This is a genomic window from Pseudomonas sp. LBUM1646 (genome assembly GCF_059716165.1).
Map to the genome: position 1 here is coordinate 3,665,611 of NZ_CP166810.1, position 25,813 is coordinate 3,691,423.

Below are 25,813 nucleotides of genomic sequence, written 5' to 3' on the forward strand. Positions count from 1 at the left end.
CATGCAAATGAGCCAACACACCGACATGATTCACACCGATCCTAGGAACGTGGTGGATCTGGACGTCGGTAAACCCGTGCGCTGGGGCATATTGCTGGTGCTCGCCGGTTTCGGCGGCTTCCTCCTGTGGTCCTGGCTGGCGCCGCTGGATGCCGGCGTGGTAGCGACAGGCACGGTAAAAGTCACCAGCAATCGCAAAGCCGTGCAGCATCTGAGCGGCGGCACCGTGGAGGCCATTCTTGTTCGCGAAGGCGATGCAGTGAAAAAAGGCCAGGAGGTGGTCCGCCTCGATTCGCTGCGTGCCGCTGCCGAACAGGGTGCGGTCAGTGCCCAGTACATCGTCAGCAAGACGGTGGAAAACCGTCTGGAAGCGGAACGCGACGGCCGCGATGTAGTGAACTACGATCCCGAATTGCTCAAGCGCTTCGGGAATGACTACCGCCTGGTGGCCGCCATGGATCTGCAACAACGCCTGCTGGACACCCGGCGTGCCGGCCTCGCTGGCGAAATCAGCATCCTGCAGGAAAACCTCGCGGCGTCGGCGGTGCAGTTCAAGGGACTGCAGCAGGTCTATGGCGCCCGCGCCTCGCAGATCAACTTCCTCAACCAGGAACTGAAAGGCACCCGTATGCTGGCGGCCGAAGGCTATGTCCCACGCAACCGTCTGCTTGAGCTGGAACGCAGCAATGCCGACCTCTCCGCCGGCCAGGCCGAGAACCTCAACAACATCGCTCGCGTGCGTAGCCAGACCACCGAAATCAAGCTGCGCATCCTGCAGCGCCAGCACGATTACCTGAAGGAAGTCGAATCGCAGCTCACCGACACCGCCAAGGAAAACACCACCTTGGCCGACCGCTTGCGTGCGCTGGACTATGAAGTGACCCACACGGTGATTCGATCGCCCATCGATGGCATGGTCCAGTCCCTGAGCATTGCTACCATCGGCGGGATCATTCAACCCGGCTTCAAGATCATGGAAATCGTTCCGGACAACGAACCGCTGCAGGTCGACGCAATGATTCCCGTGCAGGCCATCGATAAGATGGTCCCCGGCCTAGCCGTGGACATCGCCTTCCCGGCCTTCAACCATGCCCGGACGCCCAACATTCCCGGCCGTGTGAAGACCGTCTCCGCCGACCGCCTGCTCGACGAGGAAAGCAAGCAACCGTTCTATCTGGCTCAGGTAGAAGTCACGCCCGATGGCATGAGCCTTCTTGGCAGCAATCACATTCGTCCCGGTATGCCCGCCAGCGTCACCATCAAGACTGGTGAGCGCAACATGCTGAGCTATCTTCTCAAACCAATGCTTGAGCGTGTTGACAGCTCCTTCAAGGAACAATGAAATGGACCGTCATTGCCTGTTCTTCTGCCTGCTGGCGCTGTCCCTCCCGGCCAGCGCCATAGACCTCAAACAAGCCTGGGATCTGTTGCAGTACCAAGGCCCTGTCTATCGCGCCGCCGTGCATGAAAAGGAGGCCGGCGTGGAAAACCGCGCCATCGGCATGGCCGGCCTGCTACCGCAAATCAATGCCTCGGCCTACGACAACAAGGTCAATGGCACCCAGCGCCAGAGCGGCATCGAAAGGGATCTCGACTACGACTCCAAGGGCGCTAACGTGCGCTTGCGCCAGCCGCTGTTCAACAAACAAAAAATGGCAGAGTACCGCCAAGGTAAACAGCGTGCCGACTACAGCGTCGCGGTGTTCGATGCCAAGAGTCAGGACGCCGCGGTGCGCTTGGCCGAAAGCTATTTCGACGTTCTCTTGGCCAGCGAAACCATCATCCTTGCCAAATCCAAGTTGAGCGCCTTCGACGAGCAACTCGCTTCGGCAAATCGGCGCATGGAGCTAGGGGCCGGCACTGTCACCGACATCGACGAGTCGGTCGCTCGCCGCGACCTCGCCGCGGTTGAGCTGATAGAAGCGCAGGACAACCTGGTCAACGCGCGTCGCAAGCTTGAGGAATTTATCGGTGAAACTCCCGAATCGCTGACCACCTTGCAACCGAGCTTCGATACACCACCGTTGCTACCGGACAACCTGCAAGACTGGTTGGTCAAAGCCCAGACTGACAGCCCGCTGATCCATGCGCGCCGTCATAGCAGCGACCTCGCTGAAGAAGAAGTGAAACGCGCCAGGGCTGGCCACTGGCCGACACTGGATTTCGTTGCCGGCTACACCGCAGGCGACAGCCAATCAATCTCCGAGCTGAATCAACGCAACCGCTACGCCTCCATCGGGCTGGAAGTGAACTTCCCGTTGTACAACGGTGGCGGCACCAGCGCGCTGACACGCCAGGCAAGTGCAAATAGCTATAAGGCCCTGGACGAACTCGACGCTACGCGCCAGGAAGTCGCCTCCGGTACCACCCGAGAGTTTCGCGGCGTACAGAGCGGCGCCAACCGTATACACGCGCTGGAGCGGGCAGTGGAGTCCAACGAACGTTCACTGACTTCCACACGCAAGGGCTTCAAAGAAGGCGGCACCAGCACCAACTCGGACGTCCTCAATGCCGAAGAGCTGCTCTTCGTTGCACGCCACGACCTGTTCGAGGCCAAGCTGCGCTACTTGATGTCGCGCCTGCGCCTGGCCTCTTCGGTGGGCAGTCTGGGCGACGACGATATCGACCACATCAACAACTACCTCGGCCCGGCACTGTTGGTCACCAACTGACGTTCACCTGCACGGCACTTTTACAAGGTGGTCGGCAAAACCCAGGCACGCAACAGCGTTCCCTTCGCCTACCTTTGAGGAAATGCGGTCAGCCAAAAGGATTTGGCCCTATCGACAAAGAGCCCGGCTAAGTGCTGTTTTTTTTCGTTCCATCGGCATGCTTTTCACGAAGTGCTCACTGAACGGAGCGCAGACTGAACGGACAAAAGGATTTGACCCCATACAGAGAGCCCGCCATGCGCGGGCTTTTTGTTGTCAGACATTCCCGCGGCTAAACTCCCCACGCTCTCGAATGGAGTCGAAGCTATGCCCTCCCGCGAATACTCTCCCCACCAATGTTTTTTGAACGCAGGCATCACAACCAACAACTGATGTACTGGAAAATGTGCCCATTGGCGCTGGATATGAGTGTTTTCAGGAGGGGCGCGGCAAAAACCAAAGAAAGACTTTTCTTTGGACGAAAAAAAATGGACCTCTTTTCAGAGATCCATTTTTTAATGCTTGGAGCGGGAAACGAGACTCGAACTCGCGACCCCGACCTTGGCAAGGTCGTGCTCTACCAACTGAGCTATTCCCGCGTCTTGGTGTGGCGCATTCTATAGAATCCAGAAGCCCCGTCAACCCTTTGATTCAAAAAAGTTTTATTTCTTTTCCACATCGGTCTTCAGATGCGGCCAGGCAGCCCGCAGATATTGGACCATGGACCACAAAGTCAGGCCTGCCGACACCAGCAACAAGGCGTAACCCACCAGCACCCAGAACGTGAAGTCAGACGGGTTGGCCAGCAGGATCACCAGCGCGAGCATTTGCGCGGCGGTTTTCCATTTGCCCAGGTTAGACACCGCGACGTGAGCGCGTGCGCCAAGTTCGGCCATCCACTCTCGCAGCGCCGAGACGACAATCTCACGGCCGATGATGACCGCTGCCGGCAGTGTGAGCCAGAGGTTGCCGTGTTCTTGCACCAATAACACCAGTGCAACGGCAACCATTAATTTGTCAGCCACCGGATCGAGGAAGGCCCCGAATGGTGTGCTTTGTTCCAGGCGCCGGGCCAGGTATCCGTCGAGCCAGTCAGTGGCAGCGGCGAACGCGAAGACCGAACTGGAGGCCAGGTAGCTCCATTGGTAAGGCAGGTAGAACAGTAAAATGAAGATAGGGATGAGCAGGACGCGTAGAACGGTAATCAGATTAGGGATATTCATCGGCACAACTGGCTACGAGGTGAGTTGGCATTCTACTTGAAAAGGACAGGCGATGAGGCGTGTCAGCCCATTCTACGGGCTTCTCTTCGAGCATGTCTAACACTGTTCTAACAGAGTTCTAACACTTTGTGGCATCTCCGAGGCCCTCATCCAGAGGCCTGCACCGGCACGGCAAGGATCGATGCGGACACGCGATAATGCTCAAGCGCGGCGCCTGAGGGAGGAACCTGGGCACGTATGCGTAGTGAGGTGGTCATTCAGATTTTTTCGTCAGATTCTCGAAAAGAGCTGTACAGCCCAACATCAGGCCTTTTTCCTAAAGACCCGCCCTTCCGTTTCCGGTAGCCTCCCGCGAGCCAGCCTTATGCTGGTTCATGACCATGGATGAAAAGACGCATGGATGATGAATGATTTCTTCTGCTCGATTGGGTGACAAACACGTCTGCCCATTACCAGGCCACGGCACCACCCCTATTGCCGAACGACGGACCTGAAGGTTGTACTCACCCGAACATGATGGAGAAGCTGGCGAGATACATCGCGGAGGAGATGAATAGCAACATCCACCATCCTTCAGTCTTGAAGATGAAGGAGCTGCTCAGCTATGACGTTGCGGAAGAGACCCGCAAGAAAATGGAGCTGCCTTGGTTCGCCCAAATCGGAACAACCAGCCCTCAAACTATAGGTGCTGCAAACGTGGCGACCGCTATGGGGCTTTGGACTGAACGAGTAGGTCAGGGCCGAGACTGGGACCACAAACCGAAGATCCAAGCAAAGTTTGGTGGGTATTACCACAAGCAAGGTATGTACGACTATTTCTATGATATTTGGTCGAACATCCACTATGGCTACGTGGGGCGAGCGGCCGGCCTTTCTGAAAGCGAGTTGTCCGACGGTGCCGGTGTTGAGCAGATTGCATCCGACTCCGTCAGAAAGGTATTTGATTGGAAGACACGGCGAGGCCCTCATGCTACCGAGGGTGTCGATGGGATGAAGGCTTACGACGACGTCCCGGACCGAGTATCGATTGGCATCGGAATCCAACTATACGCCGAGCTTCCTACGGGAGGCATCGTCGCCCAAATGATCATGGATAAAGTTCTTGCAGTTAAACCAGAAGATTGGGGGAAGGCGTTCGTGTCCACGATTGCACGCAAGCTCAGTTCGATTGGTGGTCCGACAAGGGGCTTCGGAGGTGCATCGACATAACGCCAAAATGGGGGAGCGCGTTAGATATCTACCTCAATGGAACAGGCCGCATCGACACTGCTAAAACCTCTCCTAACGTTATTGCCCGCTTGAAGCCGTGTGAGGGTGATGCTGATCCTTTTCGGCCTTAAGGCGCCCTGCCAGCACCACGGCAACATCACCCGCCTCAGCCACCAAGTAAAACGCAGACGACATCCCCAAGGCCTTCGACCAAAGGACCACCTTGAGCAACTCCGAGAGTGACAAGGAGTAGACCAAGAAATCGGTAGGTGACACGATGGGTAGCCAGAGTGCGGAGTACAGCAACACAGGTCTTCCACCGTGTAGTCATCGCATAGCCCTTGATGAGCTGTAGGGTTTGGTGGTGTTGATATCTCTTCGAGGTCATCCCGAACGTCTGAGATGACATGCCCCGAAGAGCCTATCCGGTCCAATACAGGGCGTTAGCCCAGAATGCTCCCAGCAGTCTTCCTTAGGTGATCCCTTAAGAACTCCCATGTTGCGTTTATCGAGATGAAATGCCCTCAGAGTCTTCAGGAGATGTGAAGCAGTAGCCAATGCGGCTTGCCGGTGGGATGTCTTGAGGGAAATCGTGCAGGTTCTTTTCGAGCCCATTAGGCGGACTCTGAGGGTCTACCGACCTTGGCGCCTATACAGATAGGGGCACGCAAGGCCTGACACTGTTCTAACACTTTGGGTCGTTGAGGTGGTGTGCGGCAAGGTCAACCCCCGAATTCAATGGGTTAAACCTCATGTGTCACCAAGCAGGCATTCTACTCGCTGTGCAGATTTGCATAAATCGACTCTGCGAGCTTTTTACTGATCCCGGGTGCTTTGGCGATCTCTTCGATGCTGGCACGAGACAGCTCCTGCAATCCACCAAAATGTTTCAACAAATCGCGCCGACGTGTCGGTCCGACGCCTGCAACGCCCTCAAGCGTGGAGGTGCGACGGGTTTTGCCACGCCGTGCCCGGTGCCCGGTAATGGCGAAACGGTGAGCTTCGTCGCGAATCTGCTGGATCAAATGCAACGCGGGGGAATCGCCGCGCAATGTGAATTCGTGTGCTGCGTCATTCAAATACAACGTTTCGAAACCGGCCTTGCGCGTCGCTCCCTTGGCCACGCCCAACAAAATCAGATCAGGCACCGCCAGTTCATTGAGTACGTCGCGAGCCATGGACAGCTGACCTTTGCCGCCGTCCACCAGCAGGATGTCCGGCAACTTGCCCTCGCCGTCCTTCAGTTTGCTGAAGCGTCGGGTCAGGGCCTGGTGCATCGCCGCATAGTCATCACCCGGCGTTACGCCTTCGATGTTGTAACGACGGTAGTCGGACTTGATCGGTCCTTCCGGACCGAACACCACACACGACGCCACGGTGGCTTCGCCGCTGGAGTGACTGATGTCGTAGCACTCCAGGCGCTGCGGCGGTTCGTCCAGGTTCAGGACCTCGGCCAGTGCATCGAAACGCGCCGCGACGTGCTGACGATTGGCCAGTCGCGCGTTTAATGCCTGCTCGGCATTGGTGACCGCCAACTGCTGCCAGCGCGCTCGCGTACCGCGGACCCGGTGACTGATGGACAATTCGCGACCGCGCAACTCGTCGATCGCAGTGATCAGGACCGGGAAATCGTCGTGGACCACGTTGACGATCAACTCGCTCGGCAAATCCCGCTCGGGACTGCTGATGTAGTACTGGCCCAAAAACGCCGCCATGACTTCGGAAACGTCCTCTTCAATACCCACCTGCGGGAAGAAGTTCTTGCTGCCCAGCACTCGACCGCCACGCACACTAATCAAGTGAACACAGGCACCGCCCGGATTGATGAACGCGGCGATCACATCAATATCGCCCGTCCCGCCTTCCATGCTTTGTTGGTCCTGGACGCGGCGCAATAACGAGATCTGATCGCGCAATTCGGCCGCGCGTTCAAACTCGAGGTTGATCGCCGCCTCCTCCATCCCGGCAGACAGTTCGTCAGTCAGCGCGTTGCTACGCCCCTCAAGGAACATCACCGAATGCCGTACGTCCTCGGCATAGACTTGGGGCTCCACGAGCCCGACACACGGCGCCTTGCAGCGTTTGATCTGGTATTGGAGGCAAGGCCGCGTGCGGTTCTTGTAATAACTGTCTTCGCACTGACGAACAAAGAAGGTCTTTTGCAGCAGGCTCAGGCTTTCGCGAATGGCGCCCGCGCTTGGATAAGGACCGAAATACTTGCCCTTGGCCTTTTTAGCGCCGCGATGGATGCTCAGGCGTGGAAACTGACCGTCCGAGAGGAAGACATAAGGATAGGATTTGTCGTCGCGCAGCAGAATATTGTACGGCGGACGCCATTCCTTGATCAGCGTCTGCTCAAGCAACAAGGCTTCGGTTTCGTTGGCCGTGATCGTGGTTTCGACCTGAGCGATACGCCCCACCAGTGCAGCGGTCTTTGGCGCAAGGCCGGTTTTGCGGAAGTAGCTCGCCAGGCGCTTCTTGAGGTTCTTGGCCTTACCGACGTAAAGCAGGCGCGCGTCGCTGTCGAACATGCGATAGACGCCGGGGCGTCCACTCACCGTCGACAGAAATGCACTCGGATCGAAGACTTCAGTCATTTCAGAGATTGGCATCAACCATGCCGTGACGAACCGCCAACAGCGTCAGCTCGACGTCGCTGCTGATCGAAAGCTTCTCGAAAATGCGATAACGGTAGGTGTTCACGGTTTTCGGCGACAGGCAAAGTTTGTCGGAAATGATCTGAACCTTCTGGCAGCCGACAATCATCAAGGCGATCTGGATCTCACGCTCCGACAATGCGTCGAACGGCGAATCGTTGGTCGGCTGGAAGGACTTGATCGCCAGTTGCTGGGCGATCTGCGGGCTGATGTAGCGTTGCCCGGCAAACACCAGCCGAATGGCCTGGACCATTTCCGGCAAGCCTGCGCCCTTGGTCAGATAACCCGCCGCCCCGGCTTGCAACAGCCGAGTAGGAAACGGGTCCTCCTCGCACACAGTGACCGCGACGACCTTGATGTCTGGATGACTGCGCAGCAGTTTTCGCGTGGCCTCAAGACCGCCGATCCCGGGCATCTTGACGTCCATCAGGACCACATCGGGTTTCAATTCTCGCGCCTTGAGCAGGGATTCCTCCCCTGACTCGGCCTGGCCGACTACTTGCAGGCCATCGATGTCAGCCAGCATTCGTGTAATGCCTGTACGAACGAGATCATGGTCATCGACTACTAGCACCCTAATCAAGCAGACACCTCGCGATATGGTCGTATTGGGTTGCCGACACCTTAGCAAAAAGCGACTGGCAGACCTAGCGGCAAGCATCATATAAAAAGTTTCAATTCATCTTTCAAGGCTTGCCCTCTGCGTGTTTCAGAGACGAGGGGCATCGACTTCGCGCTGCATTCTCAGGAAACACTCGTCCTCGCCGACCACCTCCAGCCCCATTCGCCGATACAGCGCCTGCGCCGGATTATTTTTGAATACGGTCAGGCGCAAGGCCGGTCGTCGTTCCTCCCGGGCCATCGCCACTACCTGATCGATCGCCCAGGAGCCGGCACCCTGCCCCCGGAAGGCTTCGGATATATGCAGTTCGCGGATATACAAGGCCTTGGCATCACGACTCAGGCTGACATAACCCACCGGAACGTCACGCTGTACGATCAGCCAGTTCTCGCGCCCCGCCCAAGCCACATCGAAGGCCTCATCCAGCCAAAGCAAGTCGTACTGAATGTAATAGCGCAGCATGTTTTGACAGGTCAGGTCCCGGGCAAAATCCAGATCGTGGAATGTCGCCGGACGTAATTCGTAAATCATTCAACGCTCCGAAACGGTCACTATTTTCCCTTTCCAGCGATCGGCGTTGCGGCGAGCGACAACCATCAGGTTGCCCGTACCCGGCGCGACGCCAATCAGCGAACCGTCCGCCGCCCAAATGGCGCTGCGTCCTGCCGACTCCCAGCCACCCGTGACACCACCATGGTTGGCCATCAGGACCACCATCGAATGAGTGCTGGCATAGCCCTGGAGCAGCGACGAATCCGCAGCGTAGCCGTTTTCGGTGATCAGCACGCTCGCCGCATAGATATTCGCCCCCTGCTCCGCCGCCGCTGCCGCGTGACTGGCATGAGAAAAATCGGCGCACACGGCCAGCGCAACTGTGTCTGCACCGATTCTGAGTGTCGAACCGCCGGTCCCCGGCGCAAACGCCACTTCTTCGCCTGGGTGCAGATGTTGCTTGCTGTAAACCTCAAGCGAGCCATCCGCCCCCAGAACCAAAGCCCCGATCAGCACGGGTGAATCGTCTGACAGACGAATCGGCATTCCAACAACCGTCGTCACACCGATCTCCCTCGCAAAGTCTCGCAGCGGCTGTAGAACACCGGCTTGCGGGGTAATAGCCAGCCCTGCCGCCAGCCCACGCTCATAACCGGTCAGCGACAACTCTGGAAAAACCAGCAGTTGCACACCTTGCTCCGCAGCCACCTGCATGAAGCGCTGATGCCAGACGATATTGGCGGCAAGGTCACCGGCAATGGAGATCGATTGAGCAGCAGCGATAGTCAGGGTCGTCATGACTCGTCCTTGTGGCATTGGATTTTTAGGAACGAGCAGAGTGTGTCACAACCCTCCAGGCACTCAAGCGATAGAAAGCGCCGCCAGTGCCCGATAGCATTTTCTGATTGAATCCGCCTACCGTCCTCTAGTAAGCTCGGCGCATTCATCGGAGACAGACCATGTTCAACACCCTCTCACAGCTTCGTTCCGTCAGCGCCCTGCGCTCGGTGGCGGCTGCCCGGGTGAATGACGTTTGTGCTCCGGTCAGCTTTTATTTTGGGTATTGGTTTAGCCACTGGCGCGCCTGATACCCACACGGCGCCCACTTTAAACGGGTCGCCACCAGAGAATTCTCAACCCCCGGTCGGCCTCCCGACCGGGGGTTTTGTTTTTTCAGCTCCCTGCATTTAGCTGCATACATTTTTAGCGACACACCAGACAACTCGAGGATTCACGACATGAACTACGCCACTTATTACCGTCACGACAGTTTTACCGCCTGGCGATTTACCAGCCTCCGCTCGGGACAGCCTGCCGCCTCCGATCGGTCACCCACAGGTGGCAAGCACACACACGCAGCCAATCCGGCCAATTGTCGAACACCCCAGTAGGGCCGAGCACGCGGGAACGAACCCGCTGCCAGCCCAGGAAGCCTGAACATGAACTCGTCCGTCTCTGCTTTGCCACTGTCCACCTTGAGCCCGGCCAATGAAGCGCTGACCCTGCGCCTGCCCAGCTCACTGCAACTCAAACAGCAATTGCCGCTTAGCAACGCCTTGACCCAGCAAGTCGCCGCCCACCGTCATGCGGTTCGCGCGATCCTCAACGGTGAAGATTCCCGTCTGTTGGTCATCGTCGGCCCCTGCTCCATCCACGATCCCCAGTCGGCCCTCGAATACGCCGGCAACCTTGCCCGCCTGGCTGCTGAGGTGAGCGATGAAATGCTCCTGGTGATGCGCGCCTACGTCGAAAAACCCCGCACCACCGTCGGCTGGAAAGGTCTGGCCTACGACCCACAGCTGGATGGCAGCGATGACATGGCCGGCGGCCTGAACCTGTCGCGTGAGCTGATGCGTGAAATGCTTCGTCTCGGCTTACCGATTGCCACCGAACTGCTGCAACCGATGGCCGCCGGCTACTTCGACGACTTGCTCAGTTGGGTCGCCATCGGTGCCCGCACCACCGAGTCGCAGATCCACCGGGAAATGGCCAGTGGCCTGAACATGCCAGTAGGCTTCAAGAACGGCACCGATGGCGGCGTCACGGTCGCCAGTGATGCCATGCGCTCGGCGGCCCACCCCCACCGGCATTTCGGGGTCGATAGCCAGGGACACCCTGCAATCATTCAAACCCCGGGCAATCCAGACACCCACTTGGTATTGCGCGGTGGGCATCACGGGCCGAACTACGACCGCGACAGCGTCTCCCGGATCAACCACGACTTGACCAAGTTGAAGATCCCCGCACGGATCATGGTCGATTGCAGCCACGCCAACAGCGGCAAAGACCCGTTGCGTCAGCCTGCGGTATTCAACGATGTGCTCGAACAGCGCCTGCAAGGTGATCGCTCGCTGATCGGCATGATGATTGAAAGTCATCTCTTCGAAGGCTGCCAACCGTTGAGTTCGTCCTTGCAGTACGGGGTTTCGGTAACAGACGGCTGCCTCGGCTGGGCTGGCACGGAACAATTGCTGCGCCAGGCTACCGACCGCCTGCGGGCGCAGCACCGCGCACAGCAACCGGCGTGACCAACGGCCCCCTTCCAGTCTTCGTGCGAGGACTGGAAGGCCCCGAACGACTTACCCCTGCACCTGCACCAGTGCCACTTCTGATAGCTGGCTAACATCATCGAGTCGTTCGACCGAATAACCGACCCGCACCGTCGAGCCCTGATGCTCTCTCCAGAACCGGTAAGGAACGATGAACACCAGCGGTTCACCGGCCATGTCCCGGGAAATCTCACGCTCGTCCCGGTGACTGAATTCAGTGCCGTCGCACTTGAGATACACCAGTTCACCTTCCTCGGTTCGAGCACCGTCAATCACGACGGTGACACCATCGATCGAGTCCTGCAGATCCAGCCAGCCTTCATCGGCCTCCAGGACGATGGGGGCCAACAGCGGCGCTCGTTCCAGAGGTCCAATGGTCAACTGCGTCGGCTCCGAGTAAAGCGGTGCCTGCCCATGCTGTTCAATGCAGTAACGGAGGGTCACCGACGATCCGAGACCCGGCGCAATGAACTCGGGACTCACCCAGAACGAAAGCTCGTGCCCCACCGCAAAGGATTCGATACTCACCCTGTCGCTGAAGCTCGTTTGAGGTGTAGCGCCTTCCCAGAACAGTACGACCCGGTCGCCTGCCGCCATCCGGGCGTAAGGTCGAATCGTAATGCGTGCGCCTTCAGCCACCCGGATCGGATCAAGCGTGCCGCCCACGGCATCATTCACGAACAGCGGCATTACCTTGGATAGGGTATCGCCAACATTCAACTGCAAACGTCGAGAGTGCACAGATGCGGGTAAACAACGGCTGGTGAGCGTGTAGTAGACCTCCAGCGAACCGCCATCCAGCGCACAAATGTGTGGACTGGCGACGATAAAGACTACGTCCTTGCCCACCTGCCTGTGGCTGACAAAATGCGCGACCTCGTACCGATAGGCCAACCCCTCGGCATCGAGACCGGACCAGTGCAGTACCAACCTGTCTCCGCTCGCCATGCCTGGATAAGGCAAGACATTGACGACAGCTTTTTTGCTGGCCGGATCGAGAACGGCATTGTCAGCCTGTACCAAATGCGGGGCCGACAACGACAACGTTCCTGCTTCTATTTCAAATGTGCTCATTTCATTTACTCCAGTCCTTGGACATACGTACCGACCCGCAGGTCGGTGTCGAACGAAGCCTATTTAAGCCCATCGCTGCGCTCGGCGATGTCAGGTGAGCACTTCAGATGACCGGGACAAATGCTGATTACGTCGTAGGCCACTGATGAGAATCTCTCTTGACTGCTTGAAAAGATGTCGAAATGTTCCGAAGTAAGCTTCGTGCTGTTCCGAATTTTCATACTTTTTCTATACCGCTTTCCTTCAATTACAGCGGCTTTTTCATACATCGCCTGGCTGCGGGAGTGTTTTAGAGTGGCGTCCGGGTCACCTCTACGAACTTCCGCGAAAAAGGTACGAACATGCAACGGAATGCAACAACTCAGCACCCAATCCTGCTAGTACACGGGCTCTTCGGTTTCGACCGTATCGGCCCGTTCGAACTGTTCCATGACGTCAAGCAGGCACTCAGAAGCTATGGCGCCAGGGTCTTCGTTCCCCACCTGTCAGCTACCCATAGCAATGAAGTGCGAGGCGACCAGCTTTTGGCACAGATTGAACGGGTACTGGAGGGAACCGGCGCAAGTCAGGTCAACCTGATCGGACACAGCCAGGGCGCACTTGCGGCACGGTATGCCGCCGCCGTCGCGCCAGAGTGGGTGGCGTCGGTGACGTCCGTCAGCGGCCCGAACCACGGTTCGGAACTGGCCGATTTCCTGCGCAAGGCCCTTACGCCAGGATGCTTGCCGGAGCACGTGGCGAGAAAAGTCGCCACCTCGTTCGCAGACTTCCTGTCGTTGTTGAGCGGCAACCAGCAACTGCCACAAAACGCAATCGCCGCGCTTAACGCGCTGACCACCGAAGGGGTTGGCGCCTTCAACGACAAGTACCCTCAGGGGCTGCCGAAAACGTGGGGCGGAAAGGGCCGGGAGCTGGTCAATGGCGTGCGGTATTACTCCTGGAGCGGCACCTTGCAAGGGACCATCCTTGAGGAAGGGCTCAGCGGTTTCGACCCGGCACACGCTTTTTGTCGGGCGCTTTCCGAGCATTTCATCACTGAGGCCGGACAAAACGACGGGTTGGTCGGGCGATACAGCTCTCACCTGGGCAAAGTCATCCGCTCCGACTATCCAATGGATCACATGGACAGCCTCGGCCAGACGGCCGGACGAGGCCGCAAAGGTGTCAACCCGATCGAGTTGTACGTGCTGCACGCCGAGCGCTTGAGAAATGCCGGCCTATAAACCCTATCTTTATATAAATGCCCGAACGCCCACCGGTTCCAGATGGAACTTTGAGAAGAAATAGGCCACTGAATCCGGTAGGCTCAGCACTTTACTGAACATTGAATGGAGAATTTTCCCATGGCTAAAGCCACTGCCCGTCACATCCTTGTTGCCAACGAAGCCAAGTGCAACGAACTCAAAGCCCAGATTGAAGGCGGCGCTGATTTCGCCGAAGTTGCAAAAGCCAACTCCACTTGCCCGTCCAGCCGCCAGGGCGGTGACCTGGGTTCGTTCGGTCCGGGCCAGATGGTCAAGGAATTCGACACCGTGGTCTTCAGCGCGCCAATCAACGTCGTGCAAGGCCCGGTCAAAACCCAGTTCGGTTATCACCTGCTGGAAGTGACCAGCCGCCAGGACTGATCTGTCGCCTGAGTTTTCTACATAACGGCCCGCCTTCTGGTGGGCCGTTGTGTTTGGGTTACGTAATTCGGCTGGCGAGGGACGCGCCGCTAGCGTACAAATTGTGGTTATCGATCACCCGGCTCTAAGGCTGACAATGCGACTGCTTTTCCCCACTTTGATATTCACTGCCGTGGCCCTGCTGCTGAGTGCCGCTGGTGTGAATGCAGCACCGCAACATGCATTGACCGTGTACGGCGAACCGGCAAAATATCCTGCGGGCTTCAGTCATTTCGCCTACACCAACCCCCAAGCACCCAAGGGCGGCACGATGCGTCGCTCGGCCATGGAGATTGGTCATTTCGACCACGTCCTGCCCTACATCGACAAGGGCGTCGGCGTGACTCAGATCGATGGCCTGCTCAACTCGCCCCTGGCCCAGCGTTCGCTGGATGAGCCTTATACGGTGTACGGCCTGGTGGCACAGAACATGGAGCGTTCCGAAGACGGTTTGTCCCTGCGTTTCTACCTGAACCCCAAGGCGCGTTTCGCCGACGGCCAGCCGATCACCGCCGAGGACGTTCGCTACACCTACGACCTGCTGATGACCCAGGGCAGCCTGCGCTATCGCACCCAGTTCGCCGATGTCAAAGGCGTCGAAATCGAGTCGCCGCTGACCGTTCGGTTCGACTTCAAGAGCAACGAAAACCGCACCTTGCCCCTGGACATTGCGACTTTGCCGGTGTTTCCCGAGCATTGGTGGAAAACCCGCGACTTCGCCAGCGGCGGCGGTTACGAACCACCACTGGGCAGCGGCCCGTACCGGGTCAGCAAGGTTGATTCCGGGCGCAGCATTACCTTCGAGCGCAATGCCGACTGGTGGGGCAAGGACCTGCCGGTCAGCCGCGGTCTGTACAACTTCGACCACTTCAGCATCGAGTACTTCGGCGATACCGACGTTGCCCGTCAGGTCCTGCGGGGGGGCGCCTACGACTACAACCGCGAGTTCTCCGCCACCGGTTATTCCATCGGCTACGAAAGTCCGGCCCTGAGCGACGGTCGCCTGCGCAAGGCCCACCTGGCCACCGATGCACCGCAAGCGGCCCAGGGTTTCGTCTTCAACCTGCAAAACCCGATGTTCCAGGACCGCCGTGTCCGTCAGGCCCTGGCCATGCTCTGGGATTTCGAATGGAGCAACCGGCAGATGATGCGCGACCTGTACATCCGCCAGCAGAGCTACTTTTCCAATACCGACCTCGCTGCCCGCAAACTTCCAGATGCGGCTGAACTGGCGATTCTCGAACCCTTACGCGGGCAGATTCCCGATGAAGTATTCACCAAGGTCTTCGAAGCCCCGAAGACCGATGGCAGCGGTGTGATCCGTGACAAGCAATTGCAGGCCCTGGAACTGCTCGAACAGGCCGGCTGGAAACCTGATGGCGATCAACTGGTGAATGCCCAAGGCGAGGTCCTGAGCTTTACCTTTCTCACCAGCCAGAACGGCATCGACCGCTTGTTGCTGCCTTATAAGCGCACGTTGAAACAGATCGGTATCGACCTCAACATCCGCCGCATCGACTCGTCCCAGTACGTCAACCGCCTGATGTCCAGGGACTACGACATGGTCATCACCGGCTACCCAGTAACCACCTCCCCCGGCGGAGAACTACTCAACTACTTCGGCTCAGCGGCGGCCAATGATCCCGGCGCCAACAATTACATGGTCCTGAAGAACCCGGCGGTCGATACGCTGATCAACGGCCTGATCCGCGCCAACACCCAGGCCGACATGCTGCACTACGCCCACGCCCTGGACCGGGTGCTGCAATGGAACTATTACTGGATTCCCAACTACTACCCGCCCGGCAGCTCGACCGTGTGGTGGAACCGCTTCGGCATTCCCAGCGTGCAGGCGAGCAATGACGAAGCCATCGAGAGCTGGTGGGAAGTGAGCTCTACCCCGCTGACCAACGAACAGATGACCGCCGAACTGATCAAGCGCGGCAAATCCGGAGGGCCGCGCTGATGTGGGCCTACATACTGCGGCGTTTGCTGCTGATCATTCCGACGCTGGTGATCATTCTTCTGGTCAACTTCGTGATCGTCCAGGCAGCCCCCGGTGGTCCGGTGGAACAGGCTATCGCGCACCTGCAAGGCATCGGCGGCGCCAGTGTCGGCGGCGGCTCCAGCGAGACGATGCACGGCAGTTCCCGGGCCAGTCGCGGCCTCGACCCGCAACTGATCAAAGAGATCGAAAAACAATACGGTTTCGACAAACCGGCCCCGGAACGCCTGTGGCTGATGCTTAAAAGCTACGCGCGACTGGATTTTGGCAAGAGCTTCTTCCGTGGTGCCACGGTCACCGACCTGATCCTTGAAAAAATGCCGGTGACCATTTCCCTCGGGCTCTGGGCGACGCTGATCACTTACCTGGTGTCGATCCCCCTGGGCATCCGCAAAGCGGTGCATCACGGCAGCCACTTCGACATCTGGAGCAGCACCGCGATCATCATCGGCTATGCCATGCCAGCGTTCCTGTTCGCCATGTTCCTGATCGTGGTGTTTGCCGGGGGGACGTCGCTGAACTGGTTCCCGGTGCGCGGACTGGTGTCGGACAACTTCGAGTCGCTGTCGACCGTGGGCAAGATCGCCGATTACTTCTGGCATCTGGTATTGCCGGTCACCGCACTGGTGATCGGCGGGTTCGCCACGTTGACGATCCTGACCAAGAACTCTTTCCTCAATGAAATCACTCGCCAGTACGTGGTCACTGCCCGCGCCAAAGGCTTGAGCGAGCGCCGGGTGCTCTACGGCCACGTGTTTCGCAACGCGATGTTGCTGGTGGTGTCAGGGATTCCCCAAGCCTTCATCAGCGTGTTTTTCGCCGGTTCGTTGCTGATCGAGGTGATTTTCTCCCTCGATGGCCTCGGCCGCATGAGCTACGAAGCCGCCGTATCACGGGACTATCCGGTGGTATTCGGTTCGCTGTTCATCTTTACCCTGTTCGGCCTCTTGATAAAACTGGTCGGCGACCTCTGCTACACCCTGGTCGACCCGCGTATCGACTTCGCCGCGAGGAACGCCTGATGTTCAAGTTCTCGCCGCTGGGGCGTCGTCGTTTCGAACGTTTCAAGAAGAACCGCCGGGGTTGGTGGTCGCTGTGGCTGTTTATCGGGTTGTTTTTGCTGACCCTCGGTGGCGAACTGATCGCCAATGACAAGCCGCTGATCGTCAGTTACCAGGGCTCGCTGTACTTCCCGGCGTTCAAGCGCCACACCGAGCAGGAATTCGGCGGGCAACTGCCGTTCCAGGCCGACTACCGCAGCGATTACGTACAGAAGCTGATCAAGCAGGACGGCGGCTGGCTGCTGTTTCCACCGATACCGTTCAGCGACGACACCCCCAACTACGATCTGAACAAACCGGCACCGAGCCCACCGACGAAGGTTAACTGGCTGGGCACTGACGACCAGGCCCGCGATGTGCTGGCCCGGGTGATTTTCGGCGCCCGTGTGTCGATTCTGTTTGCCTTGATGCTGACCTTCGTCAGTGCGCTGATCGGCATTGCCGCCGGTGCGTTGCAAGGCTATTACGGCGGTTGGGTCGACCTGCTCGGCCAGCGTTTGCTGGAAGTCTGGTCGGGGCTGCCGGTGCTGTACTTGCTGATCATCCTGTCGGGGTTCGTCGAGCCGAATTTCTGGTGGCTGCTGGGGATCATGGCACTGTTTTCCTGGCTGGCCCTGGTGGACGTGGTGCGCGCCGAATTCCTGCGCGGCCGCAACCTGGAATACGTCAAGGCCGCCCGCGCTCTGGGCCTGACCGATCGCAAAGTGATCGTGCGGCACATCCTGCCCAATGCGATGAACGCGACCTTGAGTTATCTGCCATTCATTTTGACCGGCGCGATCTCGACCCTCACGGCCCTGGACTTTCTGGGCTTCGGCATGCCGGCCGGCAGCGCCTCGCTGGGTGAACTGATCGGTCAGGGCAAGCAGAACCTGCAAGCACCGTGGCTGGGGTTGACGGCGTTTTTCACCCTGGCGCTGATTCTTTCTTTGCTGGTGTTCATTGGCGAGGCGTTGCGTGATGCCTTTGACCCCAGATCATGAAGCGGACCGATGATATGAGCGACAACCTGATCGAAATCCGTGACCTGAGCGTGGCCTTCAGTGGCCAGACCGTGGTGCGCAACCTGTGCCTGGATATCCGCCCCGGCGAATGCCTGGCGCTGGTTGGCGAGTCGGGTTCGGGCAAATCGGTGACGGCCCATTCGATCCTGCAATTGCTGCCGGAAACCGGCACTGAAACCACCGGCAGCATTCGATATCGCGGCCAGGAACTGGTCGGCGCCGATGCCACGGTCTTGCGCAAGTTGCGCGGCGACCGGATCACGATGATTTTTCAGGAGCCGATGACCTCGCTGAACCCGCTGCACAGCATCGAAAAGCAGATTGGCGAAACCCTGCTGGTGCACAAAGGCCTGGCCGGCAAAGCGGCGCAAGCGCGGATTCTCGAACTGCTGGAACTGGTGGGAATCAAACACCCCAAGGAACGGCTCAAGGCCTATCCCCATCAACTGTCCGGCGGCCAGCGGCAACGAGTGATGATCGCCATGGCCCTGGCCTGCGAACCCGAGTTGCTGATCGCCGACGAACCGACCACCGCGCTGGATGTGACGGTGCAACGCAAGATCCTGCTGCTGCTTAAATCCCTGCAACAGCGGCTCGGCATGTCGCTGCTATTGATCAGCCATGACCTCAATCTGGTGCGCAGCATCGCCCAGCGTGTGTGCGTGATGAAGGCCGGGGAAATCGTCGAGCAGGCTGCTTGCGAGACATTGTTCACTGAGCCGAAGCATCCTTACAGCTGCGTGCTGTTGAACGCCGAGCCAGAAGGCGAAGCCCTGCCCCGGGACGAACGCGAGAAGGTACTGGAGGTTGAGAATCTGCGGGTCAAATTCGCCCTTGGTGGAGGTTTGTTCCAGCGAAAGACCTATTTGCACGCAGTGGACGGCATCAGCCTGAATGTCCAGCGCGGCAAGACCCTGGGCATCGTCGGTGAATCGGGTTCGGGCAAGTCCACTTTGGGCCAGGCGATCCTGCGTTTGCTCGACTCCGAGGGCGGCATTCGCTTTCAGGGCGAAGCACTGGACGGCCTGACGCAAAAGCAACTGCGGCCGTGGCGCAAGAAGATGCAGGTGGTGTTCCAGGACCCGTTCGGCAGTTTGAGCCCACGGATGTCGGTGGCGCAGATCATCAGCGAGGGCCTGGAAGTGCATAGCCAGCTGACCGCGGAACAGTGCAAGGCCGAGGTGATTCGGGCCCTGGAAGAGGTCGGCCTCGACCCGCAAAGCCGCCACCGCTATCCCCACGAGTTTTCCGGTGGCCAGCGGCAACGCATCGCCATCGCCCGGGCGCTGGTGCTCAAACCGGCGCTGATCTTGCTGGACGAACCGACTTCGGCCCTGGACCGCACCGTGCAAAAACAAGTGGTTGCCCTCCTGCGCGATCTTCAGAAAAAGCATGGCCTGACGTACCTGTTTATCAGCCATGACCTGGCCGTGGTACGCGCACTGGCCCACGACATGATCGTGATCAAGGACGGTAAAGTGGTGGAAAGCGGCGCGAGCCTTGACGTGTTCGAGTCGCCGCAGCATCCGTATACCAAGGAACTGTTGGCGGCGGCGCATCCGGGCTGAGCCTTGAAAGACAACACACTCTGGACATGACAAACATGAACACCACCGAAAGCCTCAAGGACTACCAGCGCGTGCGCATGCTGGCGATCCGCTCTCTGTTCGAGATCATCGAGCAATCGAGCGAAGGCACGGTGATTGTCGACCGCGACGCCAATATCGTCTGGATGAACGAACGCTACGCCCGGCGCTTCGGCCTGGAATCGGCGGAAGTGGCGATCGGCAAGGCCTGTGAAAGCGTGATCCCCGGCAGTCTGCTGCGTGACGTGGTGCGCACCGGCCGACCGATCCTGCTGGATATGCAGGACACCCCCAAGGAACCGCTGGTGGTGATGCGTCTGCCGATTCATGACGACGCCGGCGCGGTAATCGGCGCCATCGGCTTTGCGCTATTCGACGAGTTGCGCAGCCTGTCGCCGATGCTCAAGCGCTACCTGAGCATGCAGGAAGAGCTGGCCTCCACCCGTTCGCTGCTGCGCGCGCGGCAAACCAAGTACAACTTCGCCCACTTCATCGGCACCAGCGCCGCCAGCCTGGAAGTCAAACGCCGGGCCCGGCGCAGTGCCAGTGCCGAGTCGCCGGTGTTGCTGCTCGGCGAAACCGGCACCGGCAAGGAGCTGCTGGCCCAGGCGATCCACGGCGCTTCGCCACGGGCGCACAAGGCGTTTGTCAGCATCAACAGCGCGGCGATTCCTGAGTCATTGCTGGAGGCAGAGTTCTTCGGCACCGCACCCGGCGCGTTTACCGGTGCGGATCGCAAGGGTCGGGTCGGCAAGTTGCAGATCGCCCAGGGCGGCACGTTGTTTCTGGATGAAATCGGCGACATGCCCTTGCCCCTGCAAAGCAAGTTGCTGCGGGTGTTGCAGGAAAAAGAATTCGAGCCGGTGGGGTCCAATGAAGTGATCCAGAGCGATGTGCGGGTGATTGCCGCCACCTCCACGGATCTGGAAGCGGCGATCAAACGCGGCGAGTTTCGCGCCGATTTGTACTACCGCCTCAACGTCCTGCCGATTCAGGTTCCGCCACTGCGCGAGCGACTCGACGACATCCCGGCCCTCAGCGAAGCAATCCTTGAGGAACTGCGCAGTCAGCATGAACTGAACCTTGAAGCACTGGAGCTGCTGGGCCAACACGCCTGGCCGGGGAATATCCGGGAACTGCGCAATGTGTTGGAACGCGCGGCATTGCTTAGCGATGATTTGATGCTGAACGCGGCGGACATTCGGGCCGCGATTGGCACGTTTATGCCGGTGGAGCGTGCGATACCGTTGTCGGTCGAGACGGCTGGACATGAGACGTTCAGTGAGGCTCGGGAGCGGTTTGATCGGCAGTTGATTGAATCTGCTCTCGCACAGTGCGGCGGCAAGGTGATTGAAGCGGCGGCGCGGCTCGGGCTTGGGCGGTCGACGCTGTACAAGAAGATGGTGGCGTTGGGGATTGCCGAGTCTCAATAGAGAGACTTAAAGTCCCTATATTGAGATGAAGATCGAGATTAAAAGATCGCAGCCTTCGGCAGCTCCGAGTATAGGATTTCGCGTTTCCTTGTAGAAGCTGCCGAAGGCTGCGATCTTTTTCGGCATCAAATCGTCTCAAAATAGAGACAAGCGTTTCTTACAACACTCATAAACAAACACAATTCCCATATATTTCAATGACTTGAATGATTGGCACGAATCCCGCTAAAGCCCTCTCCCACAAAAGATTCACCTTACAAAAATAACAATTCAGGAGAGACACACCCATGAGTGTGATCATTGCCTTGGCAGCCCTCGCGTTGCTGATGCTGGCTGCTTACCGTGGCTACAGCGTTATCCTCTTTGCCCCGATTGCCGCCCTCGGCGCCGTCTTGCTCACCGACCCTTCTGCCGTCGCCCCTGCCTTCACCGGGGTGTTCATGGATAAAATGGTCGGCTTCATCAAACTGTATTTCCCGGTGTTCCTGCTCGGCGCGGTGTTCGGCAAGCTGATCGAGTTGTCGGGTTTCTCCCGTTCTATTGTTGCGGCGGCCATTCGCTTGCTCGGCACCCGCCAGGCGATGCTGGTGATCGTGCTGGTTTGCGCCCTGCTCACCTACGGCGGCGTGTCGCTGTTTGTGGTGGTGTTCGCGGTGTATCCGTTTGCGGCGGAGATGTTCCGCCAGAGCAACATCCCCAAACGGCTGATCCCGGCGACCATCGCCCTCGGCGCGTTTTCCTTCACCATGGACGCCCTGCCCGGCACTCCGCAAATCCAGAACATCATCCCCAGCACCTTCTTCAACACCACGGCCTGGGCGGCGCCGTGGCTGGGGCTGATCGGGACGATTTTCGTGTTCTGCGCCGGCATGCTGTTTCTCCAGCGCCAACGCAACAAAGCCCAGCGCGCCGGTGAAGGTTATGGCACCGAGTTGCGCAACGAGCCGGAAACCGCTGCCGACATCAAGCTGCCCAATCCATGGGTCGCGCTGTCGCCGCTGCTGGCGGTGGGCATCATGAACCTGCTGTTCACCCAGTGGATTCCACAGTGGTACGGCAAGACCCACAGCCTCGCGCTGCCGGGCATGGCCACGCCGGTGACCACCGAAATCGCCAAGCTCACGGCGATCTGGGCGGTTCAGGCAGCGTTGCTGGTCGGCATCATCATGGTGCTGGTGTTCGGCTTCCAGGCGATCCGCAGCAAGTTGGCCGAAGGCAGTAAAAGTGCGGTCAGCGGCGCATTGCTGGCGGCGATGAACACCGCGTCGGAATACGGTTTTGGCGCGGTGATCGCCTCGCTGCCGGGCTTCCTGGTGCTGGCCGACTGGCTGAAAAGCATTCCCAATCCGCTGGTCAACGAAGCGATTACCGTGACCCTGCTGGCCGGTATCACCGGCTCTGCGTCGGGCGGCATGAGCATCGCCCTCGCGGCCATGGCCAATGACTTCATCGCCGCGGCCCACGCCGCGAACATTCCGCTGGAAGTGCTGCACCGGGTGGCAGCGATGGCCAGCGGCGGCATGGACACCCTGCCGCACAACGGCGCGGTGATTACCTTGCTGGCGGTCACCGGCCTGACCCACCGCGAAGCCTACAAAGACATTTTCTGTATTACGATCATCAAGACCCTGGCGGTCTTCGTGGTAATCGGTACTTTCTACGCCACTGGCATTGTGTGAGGTATTCATGACGACTCTTACAGGCAAGACCGCACTGGTCACCGGTTCCACCAGCGGCATCGGCCTGGGCATCGCCCTGAGCCTGGCGAAGGCTGGCGCCAACGTGGTGCTCAACGGTTTCGGCGATGCCTCCAAGGTGATTGCCGAAGTGCAACAGTTTGGCAGCAAGGTTGGGCATCACCCGGCGGACGTGAGCAAACCCGAGGAGATCGCCGAGATGATCGCCTACGCCGAGCGCGAGTTCGGCGGCGTCGACATTCTGGTGAACAACGCCGGGATTCAGCATGTGGCGGCGGTGGAAGACTTTCCGCTGGAACGTTGGGATTCGATCATTGCGATCAACCTGTCATCGGTGTTTCACAGTACCCGCCTGTGTCTGCCGCGCATGCGTGCCAAAAATTGGGGGCGGATCATTAACATCGCCTCGGTTCACGGCCAGGTCGGTTCGGTGGGCAAGGCGGCTTATGTGGCGGCCAAGCATGGGGTGATCGGGTTGACCAAAGTGGTCGGCCTGGAAACCGCGACGACTCAGGTGACGTGCAACGCGATCTGCCCGGGCTGGGTGCTGACGCCGCTGGTGCAAAAGCAGATCGATGATCGCGCGGCCAAAGGGATCGATCCGCAGCAGGCGCAGCATGATTTACTGGCCGAGAAACAGCCGTCCCTGGAATTCGTGACCCCGCCGCAACTGGGTGAGCTGGTGCTGTTTTTGTGCAGCGAGGCCGGCAGCCAGGTGCGGGGCGCGGCGTGGAATATTGATGGTGGGTGGTTGGCGCAGTAATCCGCCACCCGGATCGTTCCCACGCTTGTGATCGTTCCCACGCTCCGCGTGGGAATGCAGCCAGGGGACGCTCCGCGTCCCAAGAGCGGACGCAGAGCGTCCATTGAGGCAATCCCACGCGGAGTGTGGGAACGATCTGACTGAAGAGAGGCAAACCATGTCCGACATCCTCTGGCAACCCAGCGCCAAACGCATCGGCAAGACCCGCATGGAGGCCTTTCGGCGCTTCATCAATCAGCGTCATCACCTCAAGATCGACGACTACCCTGCCCTGCACCAATGGTCCATCGACCAGCGGCAAGCGTTCTGGCAGGCGATTGTCGACTTCTTTGATATCCGTTTCCACGAACAACCCGACGCCGTGCTGCGCGAAGGCGCGCAGATGCCCAGCGCCGAGTGGTTCCCCGGTGCGACGCTGAACTTCGCCGAACACCTGCTGCGGCGCCGCGACGATGCCGTGGCGGTGATCGCGATCGCTGAAAACGGTCAGCGCGAACAACTGACCTGGGCCGAACTGGCCAGCCACGTCGCCGGTTTCCAGAACAGTTTGAAAGCGGCTGGTGTCGGCCTCGGCGACCGGGTGGCCGCTTGCATGCCCAACACCTGGCAAACCCTGGTCGCGATGCTGGCCACCACCAGCCTCGGGGCAATCTGGTCCTGCTCTTCGCCAGACTTCGGCACCCAAGGGGTGATCGACCGTTTCGGTCAGATCGAGCCGACGGTGCTGATCACCTGCGCCGGTTATCGCTACGCCGGCAAAGAGATCGACCAGCGCGCCAAGGTCAACGAAATCCTCGAACGCCTGCCAACCTTGCAGCAGTTGATCGTCGTGCCTTACGCCCGGGCAAACGTGCATATCGAAGAGTTTCACACCCAGGCCAACGTCACGCTCTGGGATGACTTTTACGATGTCGGCGGCGAGCCGGATTTCGTTCCCATGCCGTTCGCCCACCCGCTGTACATCCTCTATTCCAGCGGCACCACCGGCGTGCCGAAATGCATCATCCACAGCACCGGCGGCGTGCTGCTGCAACACGCCAAAGAACACGGGCTGCATGGCGATCTCGGCCCCGGCGACCGATTGTTCTACTACACCACGTGCGGCTGGATGATGTGGAACTGGCTGGTGTCGGCCCTCGCGGTCGGCAGCGCCGTGGTGCTGTACGACGGCTCGCCGTTTCATCCTGGCCCGGAGCGTTTGATCGACCTGATCGACGACGAACGCATCAATGTGTTCGGCACCAGCCCCAAGTTCCTCGCAACCCTGGAAAGCAGTGGCCTGAAACCTCGGCAGAGCCACGACTTGAGCAGCCTGAAAACCCTGCTCTGCACCGGTTCGGCGCTGTCACCGCAGAGTTACGATTTCGTCTATCGCGACGTCAAAGCGGACGTGTGCCTGGCCTCGATGTCCGGCGGCACCGACATCGTCTCGTGCTTCGTCAATGGCAATCCGCTGTCGCCGGTACGCCGTGGCGAGATCATGGGCAAGAGTTTGGGTATGGCCGTCGAGGTGTGGAATGACGTCGGTCAAGCGGTGATCGGTGAAAAAGGCGAGCTCGTGTGTTCCCGACACTTTCCGGCGATGCCCGTCGGCCTGTGGCATGACCCGGACGGCGAAAAGCTGCGCAAATCCTATTTCAGCCTGTTCCCCGGCGTCTGGGCCCAGGGCGACTACGCCGAACAACTGCCCCACGGCGCGATGATGATTCACGGCCGCTCCGACGCCGTGCTCAACCCCGGCGGCGTGCGCATCGGCACGGCGGAGATCTATCGTCAGGTGGAAAAAGTACCGCAGGTGCTGGACAGCGTAGCGATTGGGCAGCAATGGCAGGATGACGTGCGGGTGGTGCTGTTTGTGAAGCTGCGCGACGGTGTCGAACTGGATGAGGCACTGGCGCAAGAGATACGTCAGGTCATCCGCGCCAACACCACGCCCCGGCATGTGCCAGCGAAAATTGTCATGGTGACCGACATTCCGCGCACAATCAGCGGCAAGGTTGTGGAACTGGCCGTGCGCAACGCAGTGCATGGCCAGCAGGTGAAAAATACCGATGCCCTGGCCAATCCTGATGCATTGGCGCAATTTCGGGACCGGCCAGAACTAGCAACTTAAACTAATCTAT

The 25,813-nt window shown here is 59.1% G+C and carries 21 protein-coding genes, 1 tRNA gene and 1 pseudogene; 15 read left to right on the forward strand and 8 right to left on the reverse strand.

Annotated elements, in window-relative coordinates; all coding sequences use genetic code 11:
• Position 1: 1 nt before the first annotated feature.
• Positions 2-1,342 carry an HlyD family type I secretion periplasmic adaptor subunit gene (locus tag ACA071_RS16840; RefSeq protein ID WP_497640195.1) on the forward strand — a complete coding sequence of 447 codons (1,341 nt, stop codon included), beginning with the start codon at positions 2-4 and terminating at the stop codon, positions 1,340-1,342.
• A 1-nt stretch (position 1,343) separates the two neighbouring features.
• Positions 1,344-2,672 (forward strand): TolC family outer membrane protein, encoded by a 1,329-nt coding sequence (locus ACA071_RS16845; protein WP_497640196.1) that lies wholly within the window; start codon positions 1,344-1,346, stop codon positions 2,670-2,672.
• 502 nt (positions 2,673-3,174) lie between these two features.
• Here ACA071_RS16845 and ACA071_RS16850 read toward each other — a convergent pair.
• A tRNA-Gly gene (locus ACA071_RS16850) sits at positions 3,175-3,250 on the reverse strand.
• A 63-nt stretch (positions 3,251-3,313) separates the two neighbouring features.
• Entirely contained in the window at positions 3,314-3,874 is a 561-nt protein-coding gene (pgsA, locus tag ACA071_RS16855) for a CDP-diacylglycerol--glycerol-3-phosphate 3-phosphatidyltransferase (RefSeq protein ID WP_054046593.1), read from the reverse strand.
• Positions 3,875-4,372: 498 nt separating this feature from the next.
• Here pgsA and ACA071_RS16860 point away from each other — a divergent pair.
• A pseudogene (locus ACA071_RS16860) lies at positions 4,373-5,025 on the forward strand (polymorphic toxin type 44 domain-containing protein); the annotation flags it as partial.
• 224 nt (positions 5,026-5,249) lie between these two features.
• Here the strand turns inward: ACA071_RS16860 and ACA071_RS16865 are convergent.
• The 5 genes from ACA071_RS16865 to ACA071_RS16885 form a co-directional block, all read right to left on the reverse strand.
• Positions 5,250-5,492 (reverse strand): gp19.5 family protein, encoded by a 243-nt coding sequence (locus ACA071_RS16865; protein WP_497640197.1) that lies wholly within the window; start codon positions 5,490-5,492, stop codon positions 5,250-5,252.
• A gap of 364 nt (positions 5,493-5,856) precedes the next feature.
• Positions 5,857-7,680: an excinuclease ABC subunit UvrC gene (gene uvrC, locus ACA071_RS16870; RefSeq protein ID WP_497645326.1), complete on the reverse strand. Its 1,824-nt coding sequence runs from the start codon at positions 7,678-7,680 to the stop codon at positions 5,857-5,859.
• A gap of 1 nt (position 7,681) precedes the next feature.
• On the reverse strand, positions 7,682-8,323 hold the full coding sequence (gene gacA / locus ACA071_RS16875; RefSeq protein ID WP_082356623.1) for a response regulator transcription factor GacA: 642 nt from the start codon (positions 8,321-8,323) through the stop codon (positions 7,682-7,684).
• A 126-nt stretch (positions 8,324-8,449) separates the two neighbouring features.
• Positions 8,450-8,893, reverse strand: a complete 444-nt coding sequence (locus ACA071_RS16880) for a GNAT family N-acetyltransferase (RefSeq protein WP_497640198.1) — start codon at positions 8,891-8,893, stop codon at positions 8,450-8,452.
• Positions 8,894-9,652 (reverse strand): carbon-nitrogen hydrolase family protein, encoded by a 759-nt coding sequence (locus ACA071_RS16885; protein WP_497640199.1) that lies wholly within the window; start codon positions 9,650-9,652, stop codon positions 8,894-8,896.
• Positions 9,653-9,813: 161 nt separating this feature from the next.
• Here ACA071_RS16885 and ACA071_RS16890 point away from each other — a divergent pair, with 161 nt between their 5' ends.
• Together ACA071_RS16890 and ACA071_RS16895 are read left to right on the forward strand one after the other, a co-directional pair.
• Positions 9,814-9,942, forward strand: a complete 129-nt coding sequence (locus tag ACA071_RS16890; RefSeq protein WP_497640200.1) for a hypothetical protein — start codon at positions 9,814-9,816, stop codon at positions 9,940-9,942.
• A gap of 351 nt (positions 9,943-10,293) precedes the next feature.
• On the forward strand, positions 10,294-11,382 hold the full coding sequence (locus ACA071_RS16895) for a 3-deoxy-7-phosphoheptulonate synthase (protein ID WP_497640201.1): 1,089 nt from the start codon (positions 10,294-10,296) through the stop codon (positions 11,380-11,382).
• Between the two features lie 51 nt (positions 11,383-11,433).
• Here the strand turns inward: ACA071_RS16895 and ACA071_RS16900 are convergent, their stop codons facing one another.
• On the reverse strand, positions 11,434-12,477 hold the full coding sequence (locus ACA071_RS16900; RefSeq protein ID WP_497640202.1) for a hypothetical protein: 1,044 nt from the start codon (positions 12,475-12,477) through the stop codon (positions 11,434-11,436).
• 341 nt (positions 12,478-12,818) lie between these two features.
• On the opposite strand from ACA071_RS16900, the gene ACA071_RS16905 reads away from it, so the two are divergent.
• The 10 genes from ACA071_RS16905 (at position 12,819) to ACA071_RS16950 (ending at position 25,803) form a co-directional block, all read left to right on the forward strand.
• Positions 12,819-13,700 (forward strand): esterase/lipase family protein, encoded by an 882-nt coding sequence (locus ACA071_RS16905; RefSeq protein ID WP_497640203.1) that lies wholly within the window; start codon positions 12,819-12,821, stop codon positions 13,698-13,700.
• Between the two features lie 120 nt (positions 13,701-13,820).
• Complete coding sequence (locus ACA071_RS16910; protein WP_169859391.1) at positions 13,821-14,102, forward strand: peptidylprolyl isomerase; 282 nt, start codon at positions 13,821-13,823, stop codon at positions 14,100-14,102.
• A 136-nt stretch (positions 14,103-14,238) separates the two neighbouring features.
• Positions 14,239-16,107, forward strand: a complete 1,869-nt coding sequence (locus tag ACA071_RS16915; protein ID WP_497640204.1) for an extracellular solute-binding protein — start codon at positions 14,239-14,241, stop codon at positions 16,105-16,107.
• Complete coding sequence (locus ACA071_RS16920) at positions 16,107-17,168, forward strand: microcin C ABC transporter permease YejB (protein WP_497640205.1); 1,062 nt, start codon at positions 16,107-16,109, stop codon at positions 17,166-17,168. The genes ACA071_RS16915 and ACA071_RS16920 overlap by 1 nt, the downstream gene beginning before the upstream one ends.
• Positions 17,168-18,190, forward strand: a complete 1,023-nt coding sequence (locus ACA071_RS16925) for an ABC transporter permease (protein WP_497640206.1) — start codon at positions 17,168-17,170, stop codon at positions 18,188-18,190. Before ACA071_RS16920 ends, ACA071_RS16925 begins: the two co-directional genes overlap by 1 nt.
• 14 nt (positions 18,191-18,204) lie before the next feature.
• On the forward strand, positions 18,205-19,779 hold the full coding sequence (locus ACA071_RS16930) for an ABC transporter ATP-binding protein (RefSeq protein WP_497640207.1): 1,575 nt from the start codon (positions 18,205-18,207) through the stop codon (positions 19,777-19,779).
• Positions 19,780-19,814: 35 nt separating this feature from the next.
• Positions 19,815-21,230 carry a sigma-54 interaction domain-containing protein gene (locus tag ACA071_RS16935; RefSeq protein WP_497640208.1) on the forward strand — a complete coding sequence of 472 codons (1,416 nt, stop codon included), beginning with the start codon at positions 19,815-19,817 and terminating at the stop codon, positions 21,228-21,230.
• Between the two features lie 287 nt (positions 21,231-21,517).
• A complete protein-coding gene (locus ACA071_RS16940; RefSeq protein WP_497640209.1) occupies positions 21,518-22,909 on the forward strand; it encodes a GntP family permease in 1,392 nt (463 codons plus the stop codon).
• Positions 22,910-22,916: 7 nt separating this feature from the next.
• Positions 22,917-23,690 carry a 3-hydroxybutyrate dehydrogenase gene (gene hbdH, locus ACA071_RS16945; protein ID WP_497640210.1) on the forward strand — a complete coding sequence of 258 codons (774 nt, stop codon included), beginning with the start codon at positions 22,917-22,919 and terminating at the stop codon, positions 23,688-23,690.
• Positions 23,691-23,847: 157 nt separating this feature from the next.
• Positions 23,848-25,803 (forward strand): acetoacetate--CoA ligase, encoded by a 1,956-nt coding sequence (locus ACA071_RS16950; protein WP_497640211.1) that lies wholly within the window; start codon positions 23,848-23,850, stop codon positions 25,801-25,803.
• Positions 25,804-25,813 lie beyond the last annotated feature (10 nt).